General features: G+C 66.8%; 19 protein-coding genes and 2 pseudogenes. 14 read left to right on the forward strand and 7 right to left on the reverse strand.

Annotated features, from left to right (window positions below; translation table 11 throughout):
- A pseudogene (locus GUI70_RS15470) lies at window positions 1-146 on the forward strand (IS630 family transposase); the annotation flags it as partial.
- Between the two features lie 13 nt (window positions 147-159).
- On the opposite strand, the gene gltX reads toward GUI70_RS15470, so the two are convergent.
- Complete coding sequence (gltX, locus tag GUI70_RS15475; RefSeq protein WP_161883224.1) at window positions 160-1,674, reverse strand: glutamate--tRNA ligase; 1,515 nt, start codon at window positions 1,672-1,674, stop codon at window positions 160-162.
- Window positions 1,675-1,744: 70 nt separating this feature from the next.
- Here gltX and GUI70_RS15480 point away from each other — a divergent pair, with 70 nt between their 5' ends.
- On the forward strand, window positions 1,745-2,083 hold the full coding sequence (locus GUI70_RS15480) for a 4a-hydroxytetrahydrobiopterin dehydratase (RefSeq protein ID WP_161883225.1): 339 nt from the start codon (window positions 1,745-1,747) through the stop codon (window positions 2,081-2,083).
- 169 nt (window positions 2,084-2,252) lie between these two features.
- Window positions 2,253-2,717, forward strand: coding sequence for an acyl-CoA thioesterase (locus tag GUI70_RS15485; RefSeq protein ID WP_161883226.1), 465 nt, complete (start codon window positions 2,253-2,255; stop codon window positions 2,715-2,717).
- Between the two features lie 35 nt (window positions 2,718-2,752).
- Here GUI70_RS15485 and kynU read toward each other — a convergent pair whose 3' ends face one another.
- From kynU to GUI70_RS15505, 4 genes are all read right to left on the reverse strand, one after another.
- Window positions 2,753-3,961: a kynureninase gene (gene kynU, locus GUI70_RS15490; protein WP_237724967.1), complete on the reverse strand. Its 1,209-nt coding sequence runs from the start codon at window positions 3,959-3,961 to the stop codon at window positions 2,753-2,755.
- On the reverse strand, window positions 3,958-4,605 hold the full coding sequence (locus GUI70_RS15495) for a cyclase family protein (protein WP_161883227.1): 648 nt from the start codon (window positions 4,603-4,605) through the stop codon (window positions 3,958-3,960). The genes kynU and GUI70_RS15495 overlap by 4 nt, the downstream gene beginning before the upstream one ends.
- A gap of 64 nt (window positions 4,606-4,669) precedes the next feature.
- A complete protein-coding gene (locus GUI70_RS15500; protein ID WP_161883228.1) occupies window positions 4,670-5,344 on the reverse strand; it encodes an outer membrane lipoprotein carrier protein LolA in 675 nt (224 codons plus the stop codon).
- Between the two features lie 99 nt (window positions 5,345-5,443).
- Window positions 5,444-6,490: a hypothetical protein gene (locus GUI70_RS15505; protein WP_161883229.1), complete on the reverse strand. Its 1,047-nt coding sequence runs from the start codon at window positions 6,488-6,490 to the stop codon at window positions 5,444-5,446.
- 80 nt (window positions 6,491-6,570) lie between these two features.
- On the opposite strand from GUI70_RS15505, the gene GUI70_RS15510 reads away from it, so the two are divergent.
- The 6 genes and pseudogenes from GUI70_RS15510 to GUI70_RS15535 all read left to right on the forward strand — a co-directional run.
- On the forward strand, window positions 6,571-7,080 hold the full coding sequence (locus tag GUI70_RS15510) for an LEA/WHy family protein (protein ID WP_161883230.1): 510 nt from the start codon (window positions 6,571-6,573) through the stop codon (window positions 7,078-7,080).
- Window positions 7,077-8,273, forward strand: coding sequence for an amidase (locus tag GUI70_RS15515; protein ID WP_161883231.1), 1,197 nt, complete (start codon window positions 7,077-7,079; stop codon window positions 8,271-8,273). The genes GUI70_RS15510 and GUI70_RS15515 overlap by 4 nt, the downstream gene beginning before the upstream one ends.
- A 51-nt stretch (window positions 8,274-8,324) precedes the next feature.
- Window positions 8,325-8,819: a hypothetical protein gene (locus GUI70_RS15520; RefSeq protein WP_237724968.1), complete on the forward strand. Its 495-nt coding sequence runs from the start codon at window positions 8,325-8,327 to the stop codon at window positions 8,817-8,819.
- 59 nt (window positions 8,820-8,878) lie between these two features.
- Complete coding sequence (locus GUI70_RS15525; RefSeq protein ID WP_161883232.1) at window positions 8,879-10,855, forward strand: N-acetylmuramoyl-L-alanine amidase family protein; 1,977 nt, start codon at window positions 8,879-8,881, stop codon at window positions 10,853-10,855.
- A 45-nt stretch (window positions 10,856-10,900) separates the two neighbouring features.
- Window positions 10,901-11,437 (forward strand): hypothetical protein, encoded by a 537-nt coding sequence (locus GUI70_RS15530; RefSeq protein WP_161883233.1) that lies wholly within the window; start codon window positions 10,901-10,903, stop codon window positions 11,435-11,437.
- 172 nt (window positions 11,438-11,609) lie between these two features.
- Window positions 11,610-11,969, forward strand: a pseudogene (locus GUI70_RS15535) (NUDIX domain-containing protein); the annotation flags it as partial.
- Here GUI70_RS15535 and GUI70_RS15540 read toward each other — a convergent pair.
- Both GUI70_RS15540 and GUI70_RS24035 read right to left on the reverse strand, forming a co-directional pair.
- Complete coding sequence (locus tag GUI70_RS15540; protein WP_161883234.1) at window positions 11,966-14,176, reverse strand: ATP-dependent helicase; 2,211 nt, start codon at window positions 14,174-14,176, stop codon at window positions 11,966-11,968. The pseudogene GUI70_RS15535 and the gene GUI70_RS15540 overlap by 4 nt on opposite strands.
- Window positions 14,177-14,226: 50 nt before the next feature.
- Window positions 14,227-14,373, reverse strand: coding sequence for a VOC family protein (locus tag GUI70_RS24035; protein ID WP_202630500.1), 147 nt, complete (start codon window positions 14,371-14,373; stop codon window positions 14,227-14,229).
- A 577-nt stretch (window positions 14,374-14,950) separates the two neighbouring features.
- On the opposite strand from GUI70_RS24035, the gene mntE reads away from it, so the two are divergent.
- From mntE to GUI70_RS15570, 5 genes are all read left to right on the forward strand, one after another.
- Entirely contained in the window at window positions 14,951-15,850 is a 900-nt protein-coding gene (mntE, locus tag GUI70_RS15550; RefSeq protein WP_161883235.1) for a manganese efflux transporter MntE, read from the forward strand.
- Between the two features lie 171 nt (window positions 15,851-16,021).
- Window positions 16,022-16,702, forward strand: a complete 681-nt coding sequence (locus tag GUI70_RS15555; RefSeq protein ID WP_161883236.1) for a DUF6683 family protein — start codon at window positions 16,022-16,024, stop codon at window positions 16,700-16,702.
- A gap of 12 nt (window positions 16,703-16,714) precedes the next feature.
- Window positions 16,715-18,097: an ethanolamine ammonia-lyase subunit EutB gene (locus GUI70_RS15560; RefSeq protein WP_161883237.1), complete on the forward strand. Its 1,383-nt coding sequence runs from the start codon at window positions 16,715-16,717 to the stop codon at window positions 18,095-18,097.
- The gene (gene eutC / locus GUI70_RS15565) at window positions 18,094-18,825 is read left to right on the forward strand and encodes an ethanolamine ammonia-lyase subunit EutC (RefSeq protein WP_161883238.1); all 732 of its coding nucleotides are present in this window, start codon (window positions 18,094-18,096) and stop codon (window positions 18,823-18,825) included. Before GUI70_RS15560 ends, eutC begins: the two co-directional genes overlap by 4 nt.
- Window positions 18,826-19,096: 271 nt before the next feature.
- Window positions 19,097-19,510: a hypothetical protein gene (locus GUI70_RS15570; RefSeq protein WP_161883239.1), complete on the forward strand. Its 414-nt coding sequence runs from the start codon at window positions 19,097-19,099 to the stop codon at window positions 19,508-19,510.
- Window positions 19,511-19,777 lie beyond the last annotated feature (267 nt).

The raw sequence follows: 19,777 nt of genomic DNA on the forward strand, positions 1-19,777 counted from the left end.
TGTGGGCCTACATCAAGCGGAATGTGCTGGGGAATTTCTGCGCGCGGACGTTGAAGGAACTCAAGGCACGCCGGAAGGTCGGGTGGCAGCGCGTCCGATATGTGCGCCTCCCTGATTGCCTCCTGTACAGCTACCTCCCATCGTGAACTTCAGCCGAGATCAATAAACCGGGGAATCCTGCCCACCCAGAGGCATCTCTGCATTCAGAACTCGCGCTACCCTCTCCAGCACCCTTCCCTGCCCCATCGCTTCCAACATCTCGAACATGCCGGGGCTTTCGCTGGTGCCTGCAATGGCGGCCCTCAGCGGCTGCATCACCTTGCCGGGTTTGACACCCTCAGCCTCGGCCAGCTGACGCAGGGCGGCCTCAGTGGTGTCATGGGCGAAATCAGGCAGGGCAGCCAGGGTGGTGTGCAGCTTGGGCAACAGCTCGCGCCCGCCTTCGATGAGCTTGGCGGCCTTGTCGTTGATGCTGTAGTCCTCGCTAAAGAAGTACGTCGTCTTCTCCCAGAACTCGGCCAGCGTCTCGAAGCGCGGCAGCATCATGGCAACGACGGCGCGGAAGTACTCATTCTTGCCGATGCCCTCGGCGTACCCCTGCTCGGCCCCGAAGGCGTGAACGCGGTTCACCACATCGTCCAGACTCAGCACCTCGCGGATGTATTTGCCGTTGAGCCACCTGAGTTTCTCCACGTCGAAGGTGGACCCGCCCAGGCTGACGCGCTCCCAGGTGAAGTGCTCCACCATCTCGGCCGGCGAGAAGACTTCCTGCGCCGCACCGTCGTCGCCACTGGGCATGCTCCAGCCCATCATGCCGAGGTAATTGAGCAGCGCTTCCGGCAAGATGCCCATCTTGCGGAAATCCTCCACCGAGGGGTCGCCCCGGCGCTTGCTGTACTTCTTGCCGCCTTTCGAGAGCAGCCAGGGCGTGTGAATCCACTCCGGCTCAGCCCAGCCCAGGCCCTGCAAGATCAGCTGGTGAATGGGGGTGCTGGTCAACCACTCCTCGGCACGGATGACGTGGGTGACGCCCATCAGGTGATCGTCCACCATCGCCGCGAGGTGGTAGGTCGGAAAACCGTCGCGCTTGAGCAGCACCTTGTCGTCGAGTTCGGCATTGCTGAACACCACGTCGCCGCGCAGCCGGTCACGCACGGTGGTCTGACCTTCCAGGGGCGCGGCCAGCCGGATCACGAACGCCTCGCCCGCCGCCGCCCGCCCATCCGATTCCTCGCGGCTGAGCGTGCGGTCGCGGCGGTCATAGCCCAGGTAGCTGTCTTTGCGGTCCTCGGCGGCCTTGCGGCGTTCGCCCAATTCTTCCGGCGTGTCGAAAGCCCGGTACGCCGCGCCGCTCTCCAGCAACTGCTCGGCATACTGGCGGTGCAGGCCCGCGCGCTCAGACTGGGTGTAGGGACCGAACTCGTCCTCGCGCCGGGGGCTGGCGTCGGGCTTCAGGCCGTCCCAAACCGTGCCGAGCCAATCGAGCATATCCAGAATGCGGCCCTCGGAAGCGGCGTTGTAGCGGCTGCGGTCGGTATCTTCGAGCCGCACCACGAACTTGCCGTCGTGCTGGCGGGCGAACACCGAATTGAAGAGGGCCTGGTAGGCGGTACCGACGTGCGGGTCACCGGTGGGGCTGGGGGCAATTCTGGTCACGACTTGAGGCGCAGACATAAACCGCAGGATAACGCCTGGACGGCCCGTGTAAGATCTTCGTCCGGGGACGGTACGCTACCCTGAAGGCATGACCGAGAACGTGGCAGGACGCGAGCGCCTCACCGACGGCGACGTACAGGACCGCAAACCCCAGGGTTGGTGGGGCGACGACGGCAAGCTGTTTCGGCTCTTCAAATTCGACAGCTACCGCCAGGGCTTGGACTTCGCGGTGCGGGTGGCCGAACTCGCCGAGGCCCAGGACCACCACCCCGACATCACCCTAAAGTACAAAAAAGTCCACGTCGAGTACGTGACCTACGAGACCGGCAGCATTGTCGGCGGCGTGACCGAACTCGATCTGCGCGGAGCGGAAGCGGTCAACAGCATTTTCGAGCTGCCCAGCGAAGTGTTGTCGGGCGAGGGGTGAACCGGAGTGCGCTTCATACCCAACCCTCCGAGAACGCGGCGGGGCGGTCGCCGTCCCGCGCACCTCGTCTCTCTCTGCTCCCCCTTCTGGGGCACAGCGGCACCTGTATAGGGCCTGCCCGCTTGACCGAACCAAACCGTTTTCGTGCCGTGATTCAACCGGTTCCCGCATGAGCCTGTCGGTTTCCGCACCCGAGCCGGGCCAGTCCGCACCCAGCCAGGCCGAGATCGCTGCCCGCACCCATACCCTGCACGTCTGGGTGCAGCCGGAAGACATCGACGACCTGGGTCACGTCAACAACGTGGTGTATCTGACCTGGTGCGAACTGGTGGCCCGCGCCCATTCGGACCGGGTGGGCATGACCCTGCCGAGGCTGTTCGAACTCGGCACGGTGGCGGTGGCGCGGCGGCACGACATCACCTATCACATTCCGGCGCTGCTGGGCGACGAGGTGGAGGTCTGCACCAACCTGGTCTCCAGCCGGGGCATCCGGGCGCGGCGCGAGTACACTCTGACCCGCGTGTCGGACCACAAGCGCCTGGCCGAGTGCGTCACCGACTGGGTGTGGGTCGATCCGGTCTCGGGCCGCCCCAAGCGCCCGGCGGCAGAGATTCTGGCTGCCTTCGGCTTCTGACGGCTCCGACTGGTTGACTCGTGACACTGGTGTGCTCAGGGCACCGCGCCCGACACGTCCATACTCTTGTGCGCACCGCTGTCGAGGAGATCGCGCAGCACCCGCACCACCTCGCGCAGTTCGTCCTCGGTGGTGTAAAAGGCAATCGGCGCAAGGCGCAGCACGTCAGGCGAGCGGTAATCGGGAATGATGCCGCGCGCGCGCAGCGCCGCCGAGAGGGCGCGGGCTTCAGGATGCAGCAGCGACACGTGGCCGCCGCGCCGGGCATGGTCGCGCGGCGTGATGACCCGCATCTCCAGCAGGTGCTGGTCGGCCAGCTCGATCAGCAGATCGGTGAGCATCAGGCTGCGCGCCCGCACCGCCTGCAGATCGGCGTGCTCGAAGACCTCCAGCGCGCCTTCGAGTGCCGCCAGCGCCAGCACCGGGGGAGTACCCTGCTGGTAGGCCGCCGCGCCAGGAGCCGGGCGAAACTGGGACGTCATCTCGAACTGACTGGCCTTGTCGTTGCCCCACCAGCCGCTCAAGGCCGGGGCGAGCTGGTGGTGACGCTGATGTAAAAACAGCCCACCGGGCGCGCCGGGGCCCGCGTTGAGGTACTTATAGCTGCACCACACCGCGAAGTCGGCTCCCGCATCGTGAAAGTCGTGCGGCATGGCCCCGATGCTGTGGGCCGCGTCCCAGCCGATCAGCGCGCCCGATCGGTGGGCCAGCCGGGTCAGCCCGGCCACGTCGAGCAGTTGCCCACTGCGGTAGAGCACCGTGGGCAGCAGCACCAGAGCGATGTCGGGCCCCAGCGCGGCGCGCACGTCATCCTCGTGGATGGTCTGAGCGTCACGGCTCGGAATGATTTTCAGCTCCGCGCCGCGCAGGGCCGCCCAGCTCTGCAGGGCGTAGAGATCGGTGGGAAAGTCGAGGGCGGTGGCCAGCAGGTGCTTGCGCTGACCCTGGGGCCGGTACAACGTTGCCAGCAGCGCATGCAAATTGGCCGTGATGCTGCCGGTGGCGATCACCTCACGCGGCGCCGCACCCACCAGACGCGCCAGGGTGGGCGAGAGCGACTCGGCCAGCCCGAACCACTCGTCCCAGCCGGAGACTGCCTGCGTCTGCCACTCACCCAGGCGGCGCAGCACCGCTTGGTGGGCGCTCAGCGGCATCAGGCCGAGGCTGTTGCCGTCGAGGTAAATGCCACCCGGCATGGCGAACAGTTCGCGGCGCGGCCAGAGGGTACCCGGAGCCGCCGTCACGGCAGCAGTCCAGCAGGCAGCAGTACGGCGCGGGCCGGTGCGCCGTCGGCCTCGCTCAGCGGCAGCGGCAGGCAGATCAGGGTGTAATCGCCCGGCTCGACGCCTGCGAGGTTCAAGCCTTCCAGAATGAGGATGCCGGTGTCCAGAAAAGCGTGGTGAGCGTCGAGCGTCTTGCTGGTCAGCGGGTCCACGCTGGGGCTGTCGGTGCCGATCAGCCGCACCCCGCGCCGCGCCGCCGCGTACACGAAAGCCGGGTTGAGCGCCGTGAAGTCCTCGGGAAAGGTGAGCCAGTGGGCGGGCTGGCCGGTGTAGAGCAGCAACCTGGGCGGCAGCGGGTCGGGCAACTGATCGAGCAGCTCAGCCGTCACGAACGCACCGGGCGGCGTATGCACCACCCGGCACTCGCCGAGGTAGCGCTCCAGCGGCACCTGGCCGAGCTTGGGCGCATCGTCGCCGTAGTGCCAGGGGGCGTCCACGTGGGTCCCGGTGTGGGTGCTGGTGTGGATGACCCCGGTGTTGACCGTGTCGCCCTGTGCCATGCGCGCGCCCGGCGTCACCGTGAAGGGCGGGTCGCCGGGCCAGTTGGGGTGAAAATTAGGCAAGCTGCGGGTGACGTCGAGAAAACCGGCGGGCAGATCGGGCATAGCTCCAGGGTACGGCAAAGCGGGCCGCACCCGTCACCGGAGCGGCCCGCATGAAATTGAGTGCTTACTGCCGGATGATCTGGGCGTCTTTGGGCAACTGACGCAGCCGGGCCACACTCAGGCCGCTGTTGACCTTGTACTCGCTGACGTTCAGATCGGCCACGTTCTTGCCGCCGCCGTCGATCAGCTGAAAGCGGGTGGGCCGCCAGCCGTTCTCGCCGACGAACACGCGGGTCTTGCCGCCCTGCACCCCGGTCTTGGGGCTGGCTTCCAGCTGGTAGACCCGGTTGGGGGCCGCGCCGCTGGTGCCGATCAACTTCACGTCGTAACGGGTCTTGAGGGCCGTCACCAGATTGCTGAGCTGCGAGAGGTCGAGGCCACCGAGGTCCTGACCGCCCGCCGCCTTGCTGGTGCTCGTCACCGTGACCTGGTTGGTGAGGTAGAGGTAGTTGCGGACTTCCTTGTTGTCGAGAATGACCACGTTGTCGGCCAGGGCGTCGGGCGCGTTGAAGACCAGGCGGGCCAGATTGGACGCCGGGATGGTCTGCACATTGAGGTCGAGCTTCTGGACACCTCCGCCCTGATCGGCGCTGCCGGAGATACGGAAGCTGATGTCCTTGGCGGACTTCTGGGCACTGGCGAGGTTGTTGAGGATGTCGTCGGCGGTCTGGGCCTGTGCCACCGAGAGGGAGAGGGCACCGAGGACGCCCAGCACGGCGAGCGAGGGGAAAATACGCATGCCCGAAGTATCGCGTCCGCTCTCATGAGAAGCCGCGAGGCTGGCTGACGGATGGTTGGGTGATGGAAATTGGCCGGTCTGCGGGGCACTGGGAAAACCTCAGGGCTGGGCGGGTGGCTCAGTTGTCGGCTGGGTCGTCGCTGGGGTCGTCGGCTGGTCGGTGGGCGACGGCTCAGCGGGCGGGTCGACGGGTTCCGGCTCCGGCGTCTGTGTTGCTGCCCCCGGCGTGAAGGTGTACCCGGCACGGACGCCCAGGCCGCCACTGCCGCCGCGCAGACCGAGCTTGAGGTGGCCGTCGACCACCTGACCCAGCGGCACATCCGCGTCCAGACCGTAGCGCAGGGGCAGGGCAGCGCTGCGCCACGGCTCGTAGGTCAGGTAAGCGCTCAGGTCGATGGCCTGCTCGTCGTTCAGGGCGATCAGCGCCGGAGCGTCCAGACTCAGGGTGCCGCCGGAAGTGCGGCCCAGCAGGGCGTCGGCACTGAAGGTAAAGGCGTCGGCCCGGTAGGTCACCCCGGCCAGCGCGCCCAGCACATTCACGCCGCCCGCCGCGCCGAGGCGGTAGCTGAGATCGCCCGAGCGCCACTCGCCGCTGAGCGAGACGCGGCTCTGCGCGCCCAGTTCGCCGCTGAGGGTAGCGATCAGGGTGCGCGACACCCGGTATCTGGCTTCCAGATTGGCCTGCGCCCCGAGCGGACTCACGGCGGGGGCCACCAGATTCCACACCGAGAGCGGTTCCTGGTCCGCTGCCGGCGTGCTCCAGAACTCCCCCGACGCACTCAGCGCCACCGGCCCCAGCGTGCCGCCCGCCCCAGCGGCGAGGCGCACCCCCGGCTGCGCGAATACATACGCAGCGTTCAGGTTCAGGTTCACGGTGCCGATGGTCAAGAGCGGCTGGTTGCGGACGGCCCCCACCTCGGCGGCGCGGTTGGACACGGCCAGCGAGAAGCGGTTGCCGCCCAGCAGCACGTCCGAAACACCTGCGCGCACCGTGAACGGCTGACTGCCGCCCGAAACCGCCGAAGTGGAGAAGTCGTAGGTCACAGCCTGCGCACGACTGAACAGGGTGGTGCCAAACAGGGCCGGGCCGAGCAGCAGTGCTTTGAGAAGCACCGGCAGGCGAAGGCGGAGCGTCGGGGCAGTCATAGCCAGCAGTCTAACCAGCGCGGCGGCCCAGTGGCTCAGCCTTTCAGACAGGCGCACGCCGAGCCGCTAGACTCAGCAGCATGATCTTGCCCCGCCCGCCGTTTCCGGTTCTGCTCACCGCCGCGCTGCTGGGCAGCCTCCTGGGCCTGAGCAGTTGCGCGCCCGCGCTCAGCCGGGTCATCAAGGTGCCCACCTTTACCGTGCAGCAAACCCGCCTGACCGGGCTGGCGCTGGGGTCTCCGGCCACCGCCCGCGTGACCCTCAAGCTGCGGATCGACAACCCTAATCCGGTCGCGGCGCGGCTGGCCAACATCAACGGACACTTTTACCTCAACGGCGCGGACGTGGGCACGGTCAATTTGCCGAACATCAACGTTCCGGCACGAGGCAGCGCCCTGCAAGACGCCCTGCTGGAGATTCCGGTCAGCTTCCAGACCACCGCCATCTGGCTTCAGGTGGCGCGGGGCCGTGAGATGCCCTACCGGGTAGACGGCACATTCACCGCCGACTTCGGAGCGCTGGGCCAGCCAAGCTTCGGGCCGTACACGCTGGCCCAGGGCCTCTTTCAGCAGCCCGCGATCTTACCGTGACCCGGCCCGACCCGTCCAACGCGTTCGGTGCCTGGGCCTACCAGCCGCCGCAGCCTCTCCCCGGCGCAGCAGGCGGCCCCCTGTCGGACCTGACCTTCAACGTCAAGGACCTCTACGGTGTAGAGGGCTGGCCGCTGCGCGCCTCCACCCAGGCCAGCTTGCCGCCGGTCGTGCCCAGCCCGCTGGTGACGCGGCTGCTCGAACTCGGCGCGACCCTGACGGGCAAGACCCACCTGCACGAGATCGCTCTGGGCATCACCGGGGCCAATCCCGTCACGCCGGGGCGCAATCCGCTCGACCCGGCGCGGGTACCGGGCGGATCGAGCAGCGGCGCGGCCATCACGGTGGCGCGCGCTGAAGTGGACTTCGCGCTGGGCACCGATACCGGCGGCAGCATCCGGGTTCCGGCAGCCTGGTGCGGGGTGGTGGGCTTCAAGCCGACCAAGGACCACCCCGCCTGGCCCACGACCGGCCTCCTGCCGCTGAGCCAGACCTGCGACCACCCCGGACCTCTGACCAGGGGCGTGGCAATGGCGGCCCGCCTCCACGCCGCATTGGGTGGTGAGACGGTCGTGGCACGAAGCTGGAACGGCCTGCGGGTGGGCCTGTGGCGGCCCGAGGCGTGGCTGCAACCGGAAGCGCTGGCAGCACTCGACGGTGCGCGGGAAACCGCCGAGGGTCTGGGGGCGACCTTCAAGGAAGTGCTGCTGCCCGACATGCTGGACGCCTACAGTCCCATCGTGCAGAGCGAGGCGGCGATCCTTCACGCGGCGGCGCTCGGCGACTCGCCCACCGGCTTCAGCGCAGGCACCGAGGCCTTGCTGCGGCTGGGTGCGGCGCGGCCCCACGAGGAGGTGCGGGCGGCCAGAGCCAGGCGCGACGGCTACCGCGCCCGCCTGGAAGACCTGTTCACCCAGTTCGACGTGCTGCTGGCCCCCGCCGTGCCGGGCGTCGCGCCGCTGAGCGGGCAGGAGGAATTGGCCTTGCCGGAAGGCCAGCTGAATTCAACACGGACGCCGCTGCGGGTGGCGGTGCTGCGCCTCACCGTGCCGTTCAGTTTGCTGGGCGTGCCGGTGGTCAGCCTCCCCTGCCCCGCCGGAGCGCTCAGCGTGGGCCTGCAACTGGTGGGGACCTGGAACACGGACGCCGAGCTGCTGGGCTTGGCGCTGAGTCTGGAAGCGGCCCTGAGCTGAAGCCGCTTCCGGCGTCAGACAGCCTTCATGCTGGCCGCTTACCTTGAAGAGATGACACAGCCCACCAAGCCCCCGCTCTCCCGGCACCCTTTCTCCCGACTCACGGCCCGACTTGCCCTGGTGCCCGCCCTGGCTCTCGGCGCGGCCAGCCTGGCTCCGGCGCAGGCTGCGGCCCTATGGGTGGGCGCAGACCTGCGAACCAACGGTCTGGACGGCCACGCGGGGAGCGCCCTGTTGCCGGTGCCGCTGATCGGCACGGTGGGCGTCGAGGCAGGCGCGACCACCAGCAGCGGCGCGGGCGGGCTGAGCGAGGTGCGGGTGGGCGGCACCCTGCGCGATCTGAATTTGCCGTTTACCAGAACCGACGGCTTTCTCAGCGGCGGACTGGCCTACCACACCGCAGGCACCGGCAACTCCGGCGTGGGCGTGTACCTGGAAGGCGGCGCACGCGGACCACTCGCCGGGCCGCTCGGCTGGCGCGTGAGTGTCAAGACCGATACCAAGTCGGGGATCAGCGCCGGGGCCGGGCTGGAGTTCCGCTTCTGAACCACTCCGCCGGGCACACGGCTCACCCCCACCCAGACATCCAGACGCTAGGTTGACGCATGCGCTCCTGCGGCCCTGCCCTGACGTTACTGCTCACTGCTTTTCTCGCCACCGCCCAGGCCGCCACGCGCGCCCCGGAGATCGTGGTGGCCTACCCACCGGCCAACACCAGCGTGCCCTACGACCATGTCATCTTCGAGGGTCACGTGACCCCCGGCGCGAATCTAAGTCTCAATGGGCGGGCGCTCAACGTGGGCACGGACGGGCTGTTCATGGAATGGCTGCCGCTCAAGGTGGGCAAGAACGCGCTCAAACTGCTGAGCGTGCTGGGCAGTCAGCGCCGCGCCGTCACCTTCAACGTGAGTTTCAACCCGCCGCTTGCCCTGGCTGCCCGGCCCACCGCCATTCGGGCCGGAACATTGACGCCGAACCGGGCGCTGAACCTGTATACCCGTGTTCCTGCTGGGGGGCGCACCCTCACGGTGGCATTTCAGGGATCTCCAGGTGGACGGGCCAGCGTCAGCGTGACGGGGCTGGGCCGCTTCGCGCTGATGGAGCAGCCCGCCAGCGCCCGCCCGCCCCTGGCCGCCGGATGGTATCAGACAACTTTGACCTTGCCGGACAATCTGCCGCTCAGCGGGGCCGCCCTCAAGGTGAGCCTGACCGGCAGGGACGGCACCACGGTCATCGCCACGGCACCGGGTCGGCTCACGTCGACCCCGGCGGGCGCGGCGCGGGTGGGCGAGATCATCGCGGCGGACGTGGGCGAGGGCGTCAACCCCAGCCCCAGCGCCCTGACGACGGGACTAGGCACCACCGATCTGCTGTTTCCCAGACAGGCGCAGCGGCTGGCCGTGCTGGGCGATCTGGGTGAGGCGTATCTGGTGCAAGGACCCGGCGGCCTGGCGACAGCCCTCAAATCGGTCCTGAAGCTGCTGCCTGTCGGCACCCCACCGCCCGCTGCCGGAGCGGGCACGCCGCAACTCTCCAGCACGCCGGACGAATGGCAGGTGCGCCTGCCCATCACCCAGCGCACGCCGTTCAGCCTTGAAGAAAGCCAGACGGGGGGCTCGGCGGGGCTGATCCTGCACCTCTCGGACGCGGCCCGCGCTCCCGGTTCGCTGGCCGCCACCCCCAGCACGCCGGGTTTGAGCTGGGCCTCAGCTGGTTTCACGCTGAACCTCGCCGTGAGCCTGCCGCAGGCTCAGCACTGGGGCTACTTCGTGAACTACCTGCCAGGGGCGCTGCTGCTGCATTTGCGCAAAGCGCCCGCGCTCGACCCGTCGCAGCCCCTGAAAAACCGAGTGATTCTGCTCGATCCCGGTCACGGCGGCCCGGAACTCGGCGGCGCGGGCAGCCTGGGCCAGCCGGAAAAGAACATCACGCTGCCGATTGCCGTGCGGGTGGCCGAGCTGCTGCGCGCCCAGGGCGCCGATGCCCGATTGACCCGTGAGAGCGACGTGCGCGTGCCGCTGTACGACCGCCCACTGTTGGCCGAGAAGCTGCACGCCGACCTGCTGATCAGCATTCACGCCAACGCCCTGCCGGACGGCGCAGATCCCAGAGCACGGCGCGGCCTGGAGGTCTACACCTTCCACCCGATGACCTGGGGGCTGGCCGGAGCGCTGATCAAAAGTGTCACGGCGGCGACGAACCTGCCCGTTGTCAATGCACCGCCGCTCACGCTTCCGGGCCTGCGAATCGGTAATCTGGCGCTGACCCGGCCCACCTCGCAGCGCAGTGTGCTGATCGAGACCGCTTACCTGACCCAGCCGGACGATTTGCGTTTGCTGATGAACCCGGCGGGCCGCGAGGCCATCGCCCAGGGCATCGCGCAGGGCATCGCCGACGATTACGCCGCCCAGGCTCGGCTCGCTCCGACGCTCGCTCCCGCCTTGCCCGAACTCACGCCGCTGCCGCGCCCGCCGCAACCTGACGCGCCGCTGGTGCCGACGCCCGTGCCCGCTGTTCCCAGCCTGCCGGACGTGCCCGCAAGCCCGCCTGGCCTGCCAAACGACCCTGGTGGCCAACCTTAAAGAGCAGATCAGCGCCGCGTCACGCCGGGCATTTAGACTGGGCGCATGAACAAAGTGCTGTCCCTGCTGCTGCTGGGCGTTCTGTCGCTGCCTGCCGCACACGCGCAAACGGCCCTGCCGGAGATTTCGCCCGTCAACCCGTCACCGTCCAGTCAGCCGCTCCCCGTTCCGGCCCAGACTGTTCCCACGCCCATCCTGCTCGACAAGGTGGGCGCGACCCTCAGCGCATCGCGCACCGTCAGCGGCGAATTCACACTGAGCCTGGCCCTGACCAACAACCAGGCGGCAGCGCTGGAGTTCAGTACCGGGCGCGACAGCGAGCAGAACTGTGCGGCGGCTCCGCTGGTGCGGGTGCTGCAAGTCGGCACGCGAGTGGTCGTTTACCCCACCGGCGACAAACGCATCTGTACCCAGGAGCAGCAGATGAAGACAGCCCCGGCCAGTGGCAGCGCCACCTTTACCCGCACCTTGACGCTGCCCGCAGGCGAGTACATGATCGAGGGCTGGTTTCAGGGCTTCGCTGGAAAAGCCGGGCAACTGGTCAAGGTGAGCGCCCAGCCGGTCCGCATCAGCGTGAAGTGAGCCATTCGGCGGACGCAGTGCTCAGGCCGCCCGAAGAAGACTGAGCGCATGACTGCTCCTGATCTGGCCCCCGATTTGGATTTTCAGCTCCCCACCTTCCGCTTTTCCCTGCGCGCCGCCGTGATCGTCATTCGCGGCGGCGCGCTGCTGGTCTGCCGCGAACCCGGCCTGGACGTGTGCTTACCTCCCCGGCGGGCGCATTCAGGCGGGCGAGGACAGCCTCGCGGCGGCGCGGCGCGAACTGCTGGAGGAAACCGGGCAGGACGTGGGACCGCTGCGCCTGACACTGATCTGCGAGGAGTTCTTCGGGTCGGCCAGCGGACCCTATCAGGGCATCGCCTTTTACTACCTCGCCGAGTCGTCGCCCAGCTTCCCCGCTGGGGCATTCGCCAATCGCAGCGCCGAGGGCCACTGGTTCGAGTGGGTCAGCCTGGACGCGCTGGACGAAGCCGGGTTGGTGCCGCCGTTTCTACGCTCAGCCGTGCTGGACCTGCCGGGCGAGGGCGTGCGGCATCTGGTGTCGCGGCGCTAGAGTTTGCTCAGATTGGCAAACTTGACGATCAGCTTCTTGGTGCCTGCCGCGCCGAAATGCACCGTGACTTCCTGCTTCTCACCCACGCCCGCCACCGCCAGCACCTGTCCCTCACCAAACTTAGGGTGCTTTACCTTCTCGCCGCCCCGGTAGGCCATCTCGGCGGTCAATGGGCTGGTATTTTTCACCGCACTCGGCGCGGGCTGAGCCGTGGGATTGAAATCACGCCAGGTCTTCTGCCGGTAGTCGATGACCCGCCCGTAGCCGTCGATGCTGTCGAAGCCACCGCCGAGTTCTTCCAGAAATCGGCTGTCCTCGGCGCTCTTGGTCTGACCGTACTGCATCCGGTTTTGTGCCGCGCTCAGAAACAGCCGGTCCATCGCCCGCGTGATGCCCACATAAAACAGCCGCCGCTCCTCCTCGATGCCGCCCGCCTCGTTCAGGCTGTTGCGGCTGGGCAGCAGCCCTTCCTCCACACCCACGATGAACACGCTGGGAAACTCCAGGCCCTTGGCGTTGTGCATGGTCATCAGCGTGACGGCGTCCTCGGGCTGATCCTTGTTCTCGATCTTGGTCCGCATATCGTCCACGCTCGACAGGAGTGCGGCGTCGTCCAGAAACTCGGCGATCCCGCCCTCGTTCTCCTCGTTCCACTCCTCGGCAGCGCTGACCAGTTCTTCCAGGTTCTCCAGCCGCACCTGGCCTTCCTGCCCTTCCTGGCGTAGCAGATCGAGGTAGCCGCTCGATTCGATCAGGTACTTGAGGAAGCTGCCCGGCGAGTAGTTGTCGGCGGCCTGAGAGAAGGCCTCCATCAGCTTGGCGAACTCCACGGGCTTGCTGGCTCCCCGGTCGAGAATGCTCTCGGCATTGGCGCAGGCCGTGAGCAGCGACGTGCCGTTGATCTGCGCCCAGGTCAGCATCTTTTCCAGGGCCGTGTCGCCGATGCCGCGCTTGGGCCGCCCGATGATGCGCCGCAGGGCCACGTCGTCCACTGGATTGATGCTCAGCCGGGCGTAGGCCAGGATGTCTCTGATCTCACGCCGGTCATAAAAGCCCACCCCGCCGACGATCTTGGCCGGAATGCTGACGCGCCGCAGTGACTCCTCGATCACGCGCGACTGGGCGTTGGTGCGGTAGAGAATCGCCATCTTGGCGAACGGTTGGCCCTCGGCATGCAGACGGGTCACCCACTCGGCCACAAAGTCGCCCTCGCCCCGGTGGTCGTTGGCGCGGTGAAAGACCACCGGCATACCGTCTCCCTTGACCGCCAGCAGAGTCTTCTCTAAACGCTCGGTATTGTTCTCGATCAGTTTGTTGGCGAGGCCCAGCACACGGGCGCTGGAGCGGTAGTTATGTTCCAGCACATATACTTTGGCGTCCTGGTAGTCTTTCTGAAAATCGAGAATGTTCTGAATGTCTGCGCCGCGAAACTTGTAAATCGACTGATCTGGGTCACCCACCACCAGTAAATTCCGGTCTCTTGAAGCCAGCAGGCGCGTCAATTCATACTGCGCTTTGTTGGTGTCTTGATACTCGTCCACGTGAATGAACCTGGCCCGGTCCTGCACTTTCGCCAGCACGCCCGGCACTTCCTGAAAGAGCCGCACTGTTTCGGTAATCAAATCGCCGAAATCGATGGCGTTCTGGGCTTTCTTGCGCGATTCGTAGCGCCGGAACGCCTCGGCGGCGGCGTCACGCGGCAGGCCGCTGATATACGGCTCGGGCCACTTGTCGAGGTCACTGGGTGAGCGCAGGTTGCTCTTGGCCTTGTCGATGATGCTTCTCAGCACGCGCGGATGGGTGTCGGGGCCGATGCCGGGAATGCTGCCCATGATCTCTTTGAGGATGTCGAGCTGATCGTCGTCGTCGTAAATGACAAAACCGCGCTTGAGGCCGATGTACTCGCCGTAAGCCCGCAAAATCCTGACGCCCGCCGAGTGAAAGGTGCTCATCCACAGCCGGTCCGCGCCGGCAATCAAGTGCGAGGCCCGCTCGCGCATCTCGGCGGCGGCCTTGTTGGTAAAGGTGACGGCCAGAATCTGTCCCGGATCGACACGTTGAGCCTCAATCAGGTGGGCGATGCGGTAGATCAGGGTGCGGGTCTTGCCGCTGCCCGCACCCGCAATGACCAGCGCCGGGCCTTCGAAGTGGGCGGCAGCCTCGGCCTGGTTGGGGTTGAGTTCGGAGAGGAGATCGCGCACAGTCATCCGCAGAGTCTAGCGCGGCGGCGCAGTAATTACGCTGTGGGCAGAAGCGCTCAGTCGGTGAAGCGCAGCAGATCCCCGTCGGGATCGAGCACCAGAAACTCGCGCTGGTGGTGCTCGGTGCCGTCTTCCAGATGCATTGAGGTCTTCAGCGGCACGAAGATGGGGTACGCCTCGGCTCCCAGCGGTGCGTACAGCATCCGGCACACTGATCTGGAAGTTGATGCCGCGCCCCAGCGGATACTCCAGCGCTCCAGTCTGCCACGGGCCGCCAGGACGAATCTGCGAGAGCATCCACTGAACCCGGCCCAGGCTGAGAGAGGCGAAGCCGGGACGGGTGTCGTTGACAGTAAAGCCGAACAAGTGGGTGTACACGTCCAGCCTGCGCGGCAGGTCGCCGACATCCAGTTCCGGCACCAGGGCGGCCCATTCGGTCATGGAAACGTAGGAGGCGTTTGAATCTGTCATCCGGCCAGTTTGGTCGCCGCTTTGTTGTGCAGACACACGTTCACAGCATCAACCGACAGGCCCCGGTCTAGAGACGGGTTTCCTCAGACCACCACTCCCCCACCACGCCAGCTGGACCTTCCTTCCAGACGCGCAGCTTCAGAGCGCTCGAACGCCGACAGCCTGGGCCCAGGCACCTCACCGGATAAAGCTGCCCGGCGCAGCATCGGGAAGTGGCAGCGGCATGCCGAGCTGTGTGAGCGGCGCGCTGGGCACCGGCAGACTTGAGTTGCGGCACGCCGACGCGCCTCCATCTTGTACTCTGGGCCAATGCTTTCGCCCACGGCCACCGCCATTCGCACCGCGCTGCAAAGCGTTCTGGTGGCCTTGCTGGTGCTGGGCCTCAAATACCTGGCTTACGGACTGACTGGCAGCGTGGCGCTGTATTCCGACGCGTTGGAGAGCATCATCAACGTGGCGGCAGCGGGCGGCGCGTACCTGGCGCTGCGGGTCAGCGCCCGCCCCGCCGATGCGGGCCACCCCTACGGCCACAGCAAGGCCGAGTATTTCTCGGCGGTGGCCGAGGGCGTATTGATTGTGCTGGCGGCCCTGAGCATTCTCTGGACCGCTTACCCGCTGCTGTTTCACCCGCGCGAGGTGGACGCGCCGCTGCTTGGCCTGGGCATCAGCGCCGGAGCCAGCATCATCAATTTCGTCTGGGCTGGCGTGCTGCTGCGAACCGGGCGGGCCAGGCGCTCCCCGGCCTTGATCGCCGACGGGCGGCACGTGATGTCGGACGTGGTGACCAGCGCGGGCGTGCTGGGCGGCGTGCTCATCGCCAAATACAGCGGCCTGTCCATCCTCGACCCGCTGCTGGCCTCACTGGTGGCGCTCAACATCCTCTGGAGCGGCTACGGCCTGGTGCGCGACAGCGTGGGCGGGTTGATGGACGCCGCCGTGGACCCCGATACCGAGAAACTGATTCGCCAGGCCATCAGCACCGAGGCTGAGGGTGCCCTGGAAGCCCACGACCTGCGCACCCGCCACGCCGGGGCCGTGACTTTCGTGGAATTTCATCTGGTGGTGCCGGGCGATATGACGGTGGAAGTGGCCCACGCCATCTGCGACCGGCTGGAAGACGCCCTGCGGCTGGCGGTAGAGGGCGCGAACGTGACCATTCATGTGGAGCCGCAGGAAAAGGCCAAGCACCACGGCGTGCTGGTGCTGTGAAGCGTGGACGTGATCCCCAGGCGTCAGACCCACGCCAGCAGAACTGACCCTTGTTCATTGAAAAGGAATGAAGAATCCGTTACGCTCGGATTTCAACGGGCGTTGGGCAAGACCGTTTAGAGGGACCGTCGCTGGCACTCTTCCAGCGGAACACGGCGTTGGGGAGACGACATGGAAAAGGTTCAGGCTGGAGCCGATTGCGGGAGCAGGCTGACGGTTATGGCGGTGTTGTTGCTGGGCAGCGCCCAGGCCCAGTTTTTCACGCCCTCGTTTCAGAATTACAAGAGCTTCGCTCAGGCTTCCGTGGGCTTCGTAGCGGCCACCGTCCAGCCCGACTTCACGGCCAAGGCGGTGCAGCAGGCCCTCAAGCCTCCGGCCACACCGGTCAAGTACAAGTACGACCTCTCCAAAACGGATTTCGCCTTCAAGGGCCAGCCCAGCCAGCAGAAAAACTGCGCCGTAATGGTACAAAAACCTGCCGATCAAAAGCAGATGGCCGAAGTGTGTCTCCAGCTCTTTAAGGCAGCTCAGCAGATTCCAGACCTTCGCAGGAACAATCTGGCTGCTGGCCTAGCCCTCTTGCTCAGCGTCAGCCTTGAGGTGCAGACCGGCACCGAATTGAGCGGGACCGAAACCGACGTCCTGGTGCGCGGCCTGAACGATTTACTGGTCGACTCGGGCGTGATGAAGGGCCGGGCCAGCGACCTTCAGGCCATGTACGAGACCTCGGTGATGACCGGTGCACTGATCGCCGGAATCGCCCAGAACGGTGCGGAAGCCGGCAACGCCGAAATGACCGACACCGCCAAGACGCTGGCCGCGATTGTCCTCAAGGGCATGAAGGTGAACTAGACTCTAGCAACGATGTTCCAGACCCGGCTCGGCCACATCGCCTACACCTTCGCCGACCTGCGCGAGCTCCTGGGCCGCGCCTCGGCGCGAAAGTCCGGCGACGAGCTGGCCGGACTCGCCGCCAGAAGCGCTGGGGAGCGCGAGGCGGCCCGCAGCCTGCTGGCCGATGTGCCGCTGCAAACGCTGCTGGACCAGCCGCTGATTCCCTACGAAACCGACGAGATCACCCGCCTGATCGTGGACGGCCACGACGCCCACGCCTTTGCGCCGATCAGCAGTCTGACTGTAGGCGAGCTGCGCGACTGGCTGCTCTCGAGCGCGCCGGAACAACTGGCAGGGGTGCGCGGCGGCCTGACTCCCGAGATGGTGTCGGCGGTGTGCAAGCTGATGCGTAGCCAGGACCTGATGCTCGTCGCCAGCCGCTGCGAGGTCGTGACCCGTTTTCGCAACACCCTGGGACTGCGCGGGCACTTTTCCACCCGGCTGCAACCCAACCACCCCACCGACGATCCGCGCGGCGTGCTGGCATCCTGCCTGGACGGCCTGATGTTCGGTGCGGGCGACGCGGTGATCGGCCTCAACCCGGCGCTCGATAGCGTGGACTCGTGCACGGGGCTGCTGCACCTGCTCGACGACCTGCGACAGACACTTGATATTCCCACCCAGACCTGCGTGCTGACCCACGTGACCAACACCTTGCAGGCCATCGACGGCGGCGCTCCGGTGGACCTGGTGTTTCAGAGCATCGCCGGAACGCAGCGCGCCAACCGGGGCTTCGGCATCGACCTGGCGCTGCTGGACGAGGCGCACGCCGCCGCACTCAGCTTGAACCGGGGCAGTCTCGGGCATAACGTCATGTACTTCGAGACCGGGCAAGGCAGTGCCCTGAGCGCCGACGCCCATCACGGGGTGGACCAGCAGACTTGTGAGGTGCGGGCCTACGCGGTGGCGCGGCGCTACGCTCCGCTGCTGGTCAATACGGTGGTGGGTTTTATCGGCCCCGAGTACCTCTATGACGGCAAACAGATCATCCGGGCGGGCCTGGAAGACCACTGTGCGGGCAAGCTGATGGGGCTGCCAATGGGCGTGGACGTGTGCTACACCAACCACGCCGAGGCCGATCAGGACGATATGGACGTGCTGCTGACCTTGCTGGCGGCGTCCGGCGTCAATTTCGTGATGGGCGTGCCGGGTGCGGACGACATCATGCTCAATTATCAGAGCACCAGCTTTCATGACGCCTGGTATGTGCGTGAGTTGCTGCACCGCCCGCCCGCGCCGGAGTTCGCCGCCTGGCTGGAGCGCGTGGGCCTGACGGCACGGGGCGAGCTGAGCCTGCCGGGAGCCGGAACGCCGCTCAGGGAAGCGCTGAAGCAATTGGGGGCCGGAGCATGACCGACGACCTCACCGAAACGGCTCCCTGGCAAGGCCTGCGCGCCTTTACTCACGCCCGCCTCGCGCTGGGCCGGGCCGGAGTCTCGCTGCCCACCCGTGAGGTGCTGAAGTTCGCCCAGGCCCACGCCGCCGCCCAGGACGCGGTGTGGACGCCCGCCGACTTCGGGCCGCTGCTGGAGGCATGGCCCGACGCTCTGGAACTTCGCTCACGGGCAGAGGGCCGGGCCGAGTACCTGCGCCGCCCGGACCTGGGCCGCCGGTTGCATCCGGACTCGGCAGCCGTGCTGGAACCGCTTGCTGCCTCCGCCCCAGACGTGCTGATCGTCGTCGGTGACGGCCTGAGCGCCGCCGCCCTGAGACATGCCCCGGCCCTGCTGTGCGAACTGTTGCCGCTGCTGGACGGCCTGTCTGTCCGCCTGCTGCTGGTCCACCAGTGCCGGGTGGCGCTGGCCGATGAGGCGGGCGAACTGCTGGGAGCCGGGGTCAGCCTGATTCTGCTGGGCGAGCGCCCCGGCCTGAGCAGCTTCGATAGCCTGGGCGCGTACCTGACCTTTGCGCCGCGCGTCGGCAGGCTCGACAGCGAGCGCAACTGCGTGTCCAACATCCGGCCCGGCGGCCTGGAGCTGCCGGAAGCGGCGCGGCGCACGGCCTCCCTGCTGCGCGCGAGCTTGCGGCGCGGTCTGAGCGGGGTTGAACTGAAAGGCGAGAGCGCTGAGCTGCTGGAATGAGCAAATGGACACGGCTGGGTTCATCACGTGGATTTCGTCCCGCCGGATCAAAGCTGAGCGAGCGTCAAACTGAGAGATAACAATCGGCCAATTCTCTTCAGGCTGACGCAGTTGGCTGGAGGAATGACTGTGCGTGCTGCTGGCACAGTCATTCCTCCAGCCAACTGCGCACCCTGTTTTACTCCCGTGGGTTCCTGGGCACAACGGCACCTTCCGGGCCTGCCCGGTCGAAAAAACGCTGCTTTTCTGACCGCTGCTCTAAACTGACCGGATGACTGTCCAGGCCCCGTCATCTCCCCAGGCCCATTTCGACACCCTCTTTCAGCACTGCGTGACCGAGCACGGGCGCTTCGGCCATCCGGCCCACCTGCATCTGGCCTGGCTCTTGCTGAAAGAGCACCCGGCCCTGGAAGCCCTGGCGATCTTCGACGCGGGGTTGAAAGCGCTGGCGGCGCGGCTCGACCTCACCGACAAATACAACGCCACATTGACCACCGCCTTCTTCTTTCTGGTGCTGGAGCGCCGCGAGCCAGGACAGACCTGGGAAGTGTTCGCTGCCCGGCACGCCGATCTGCTCGACTGGCAGCAGCGAGCACGCTTTCTGGGTGCGGTTTACGATCTGGAAGCGCTGAATTCGCAGGGCGCGCGGCGGGAGTTCGTGATGCCGGGCCTGCCGCCCACTTGACCCTCTGCGGTGCGGTGCGCCAGACTGGGCGCAGCGTCGATCCGCAGGAGTAGGCCGAAGACCCTGCCCACGAGCGAGCCTGAGACGGTGGAAGTCAGGCGGGCAGAGCGGCACGAAAGGCAGCGGGGAGCGCGGACCGGCTTCTCAGTCAGTCCGACAACTTTTCCAGAGTGCTCCGGGCAGCGTCCCGGGGAACTGGGGTGGAACCGCGCGAGTTTTTTGCGCCCCCAGGCGACCTGTCGCCGGGCGCTTTGCTTTGCTGGGGCG

The sequence above is a fragment of the Deinococcus alpinitundrae genome (genome assembly GCF_009982895.1).
Classification (GTDB): Bacteria; Deinococcota; Deinococci; order Deinococcales; family Deinococcaceae; genus Deinococcus; species Deinococcus alpinitundrae.

Excerpts from the sequence above, each read along its gene's own strand:
- gltX (WP_161883224.1), bottom strand. The coding sequence starts at position 1,674 with ATGTCTGCGCCTCAAGTCGTGACCAGAATTGCCCCCAGCCCCACCGGT.
- GUI70_RS15480 (WP_161883225.1), top strand. The coding sequence starts at position 1,745 with ATGACCGAGAACGTGGCAGGACGCGAGCGCCTCACCGACGGCGACGTA.
- GUI70_RS15485 (WP_161883226.1), top strand. The coding sequence starts at position 2,253 with ATGAGCCTGTCGGTTTCCGCACCCGAGCCGGGCCAGTCCGCACCCAGC.
- GUI70_RS15495 (WP_161883227.1), bottom strand. The coding sequence starts at position 4,605 with ATGCCCGATCTGCCCGCCGGTTTTCTCGACGTCACCCGCAGCTTGCCT.
- GUI70_RS15500 (WP_161883228.1), bottom strand. The coding sequence starts at position 5,344 with ATGCGTATTTTCCCCTCGCTCGCCGTGCTGGGCGTCCTCGGTGCCCTC.
- GUI70_RS15505 (WP_161883229.1), bottom strand. The coding sequence starts at position 6,490 with ATGACTGCCCCGACGCTCCGCCTTCGCCTGCCGGTGCTTCTCAAAGCA.
- GUI70_RS15510 (WP_161883230.1), top strand. The coding sequence starts at position 6,571 with ATGATCTTGCCCCGCCCGCCGTTTCCGGTTCTGCTCACCGCCGCGCTG.
- GUI70_RS15520 (WP_237724968.1), top strand. The coding sequence starts at position 8,325 with ATGACACAGCCCACCAAGCCCCCGCTCTCCCGGCACCCTTTCTCCCGA.
- GUI70_RS15525 (WP_161883232.1), top strand. The coding sequence starts at position 8,879 with ATGCGCTCCTGCGGCCCTGCCCTGACGTTACTGCTCACTGCTTTTCTC.
- GUI70_RS15530 (WP_161883233.1), top strand. The coding sequence starts at position 10,901 with ATGAACAAAGTGCTGTCCCTGCTGCTGCTGGGCGTTCTGTCGCTGCCT.
- GUI70_RS15540 (WP_161883234.1), bottom strand. The coding sequence starts at position 14,176 with ATGACTGTGCGCGATCTCCTCTCCGAACTCAACCCCAACCAGGCCGAG.
- GUI70_RS24035 (WP_202630500.1), bottom strand. The coding sequence starts at position 14,373 with ATGCTGTACGCACCGCTGGGAGCCGAGGCGTACCCCATCTTCGTGCCG.
- mntE (WP_161883235.1), top strand. The coding sequence starts at position 14,951 with ATGCTTTCGCCCACGGCCACCGCCATTCGCACCGCGCTGCAAAGCGTT.
- GUI70_RS15555 (WP_161883236.1), top strand. The coding sequence starts at position 16,022 with ATGGAAAAGGTTCAGGCTGGAGCCGATTGCGGGAGCAGGCTGACGGTT.
- GUI70_RS15560 (WP_161883237.1), top strand. The coding sequence starts at position 16,715 with ATGTTCCAGACCCGGCTCGGCCACATCGCCTACACCTTCGCCGACCTG.
- eutC (WP_161883238.1), top strand. The coding sequence starts at position 18,094 with ATGACCGACGACCTCACCGAAACGGCTCCCTGGCAAGGCCTGCGCGCC.
- GUI70_RS15570 (WP_161883239.1), top strand. The coding sequence starts at position 19,097 with ATGACTGTCCAGGCCCCGTCATCTCCCCAGGCCCATTTCGACACCCTC.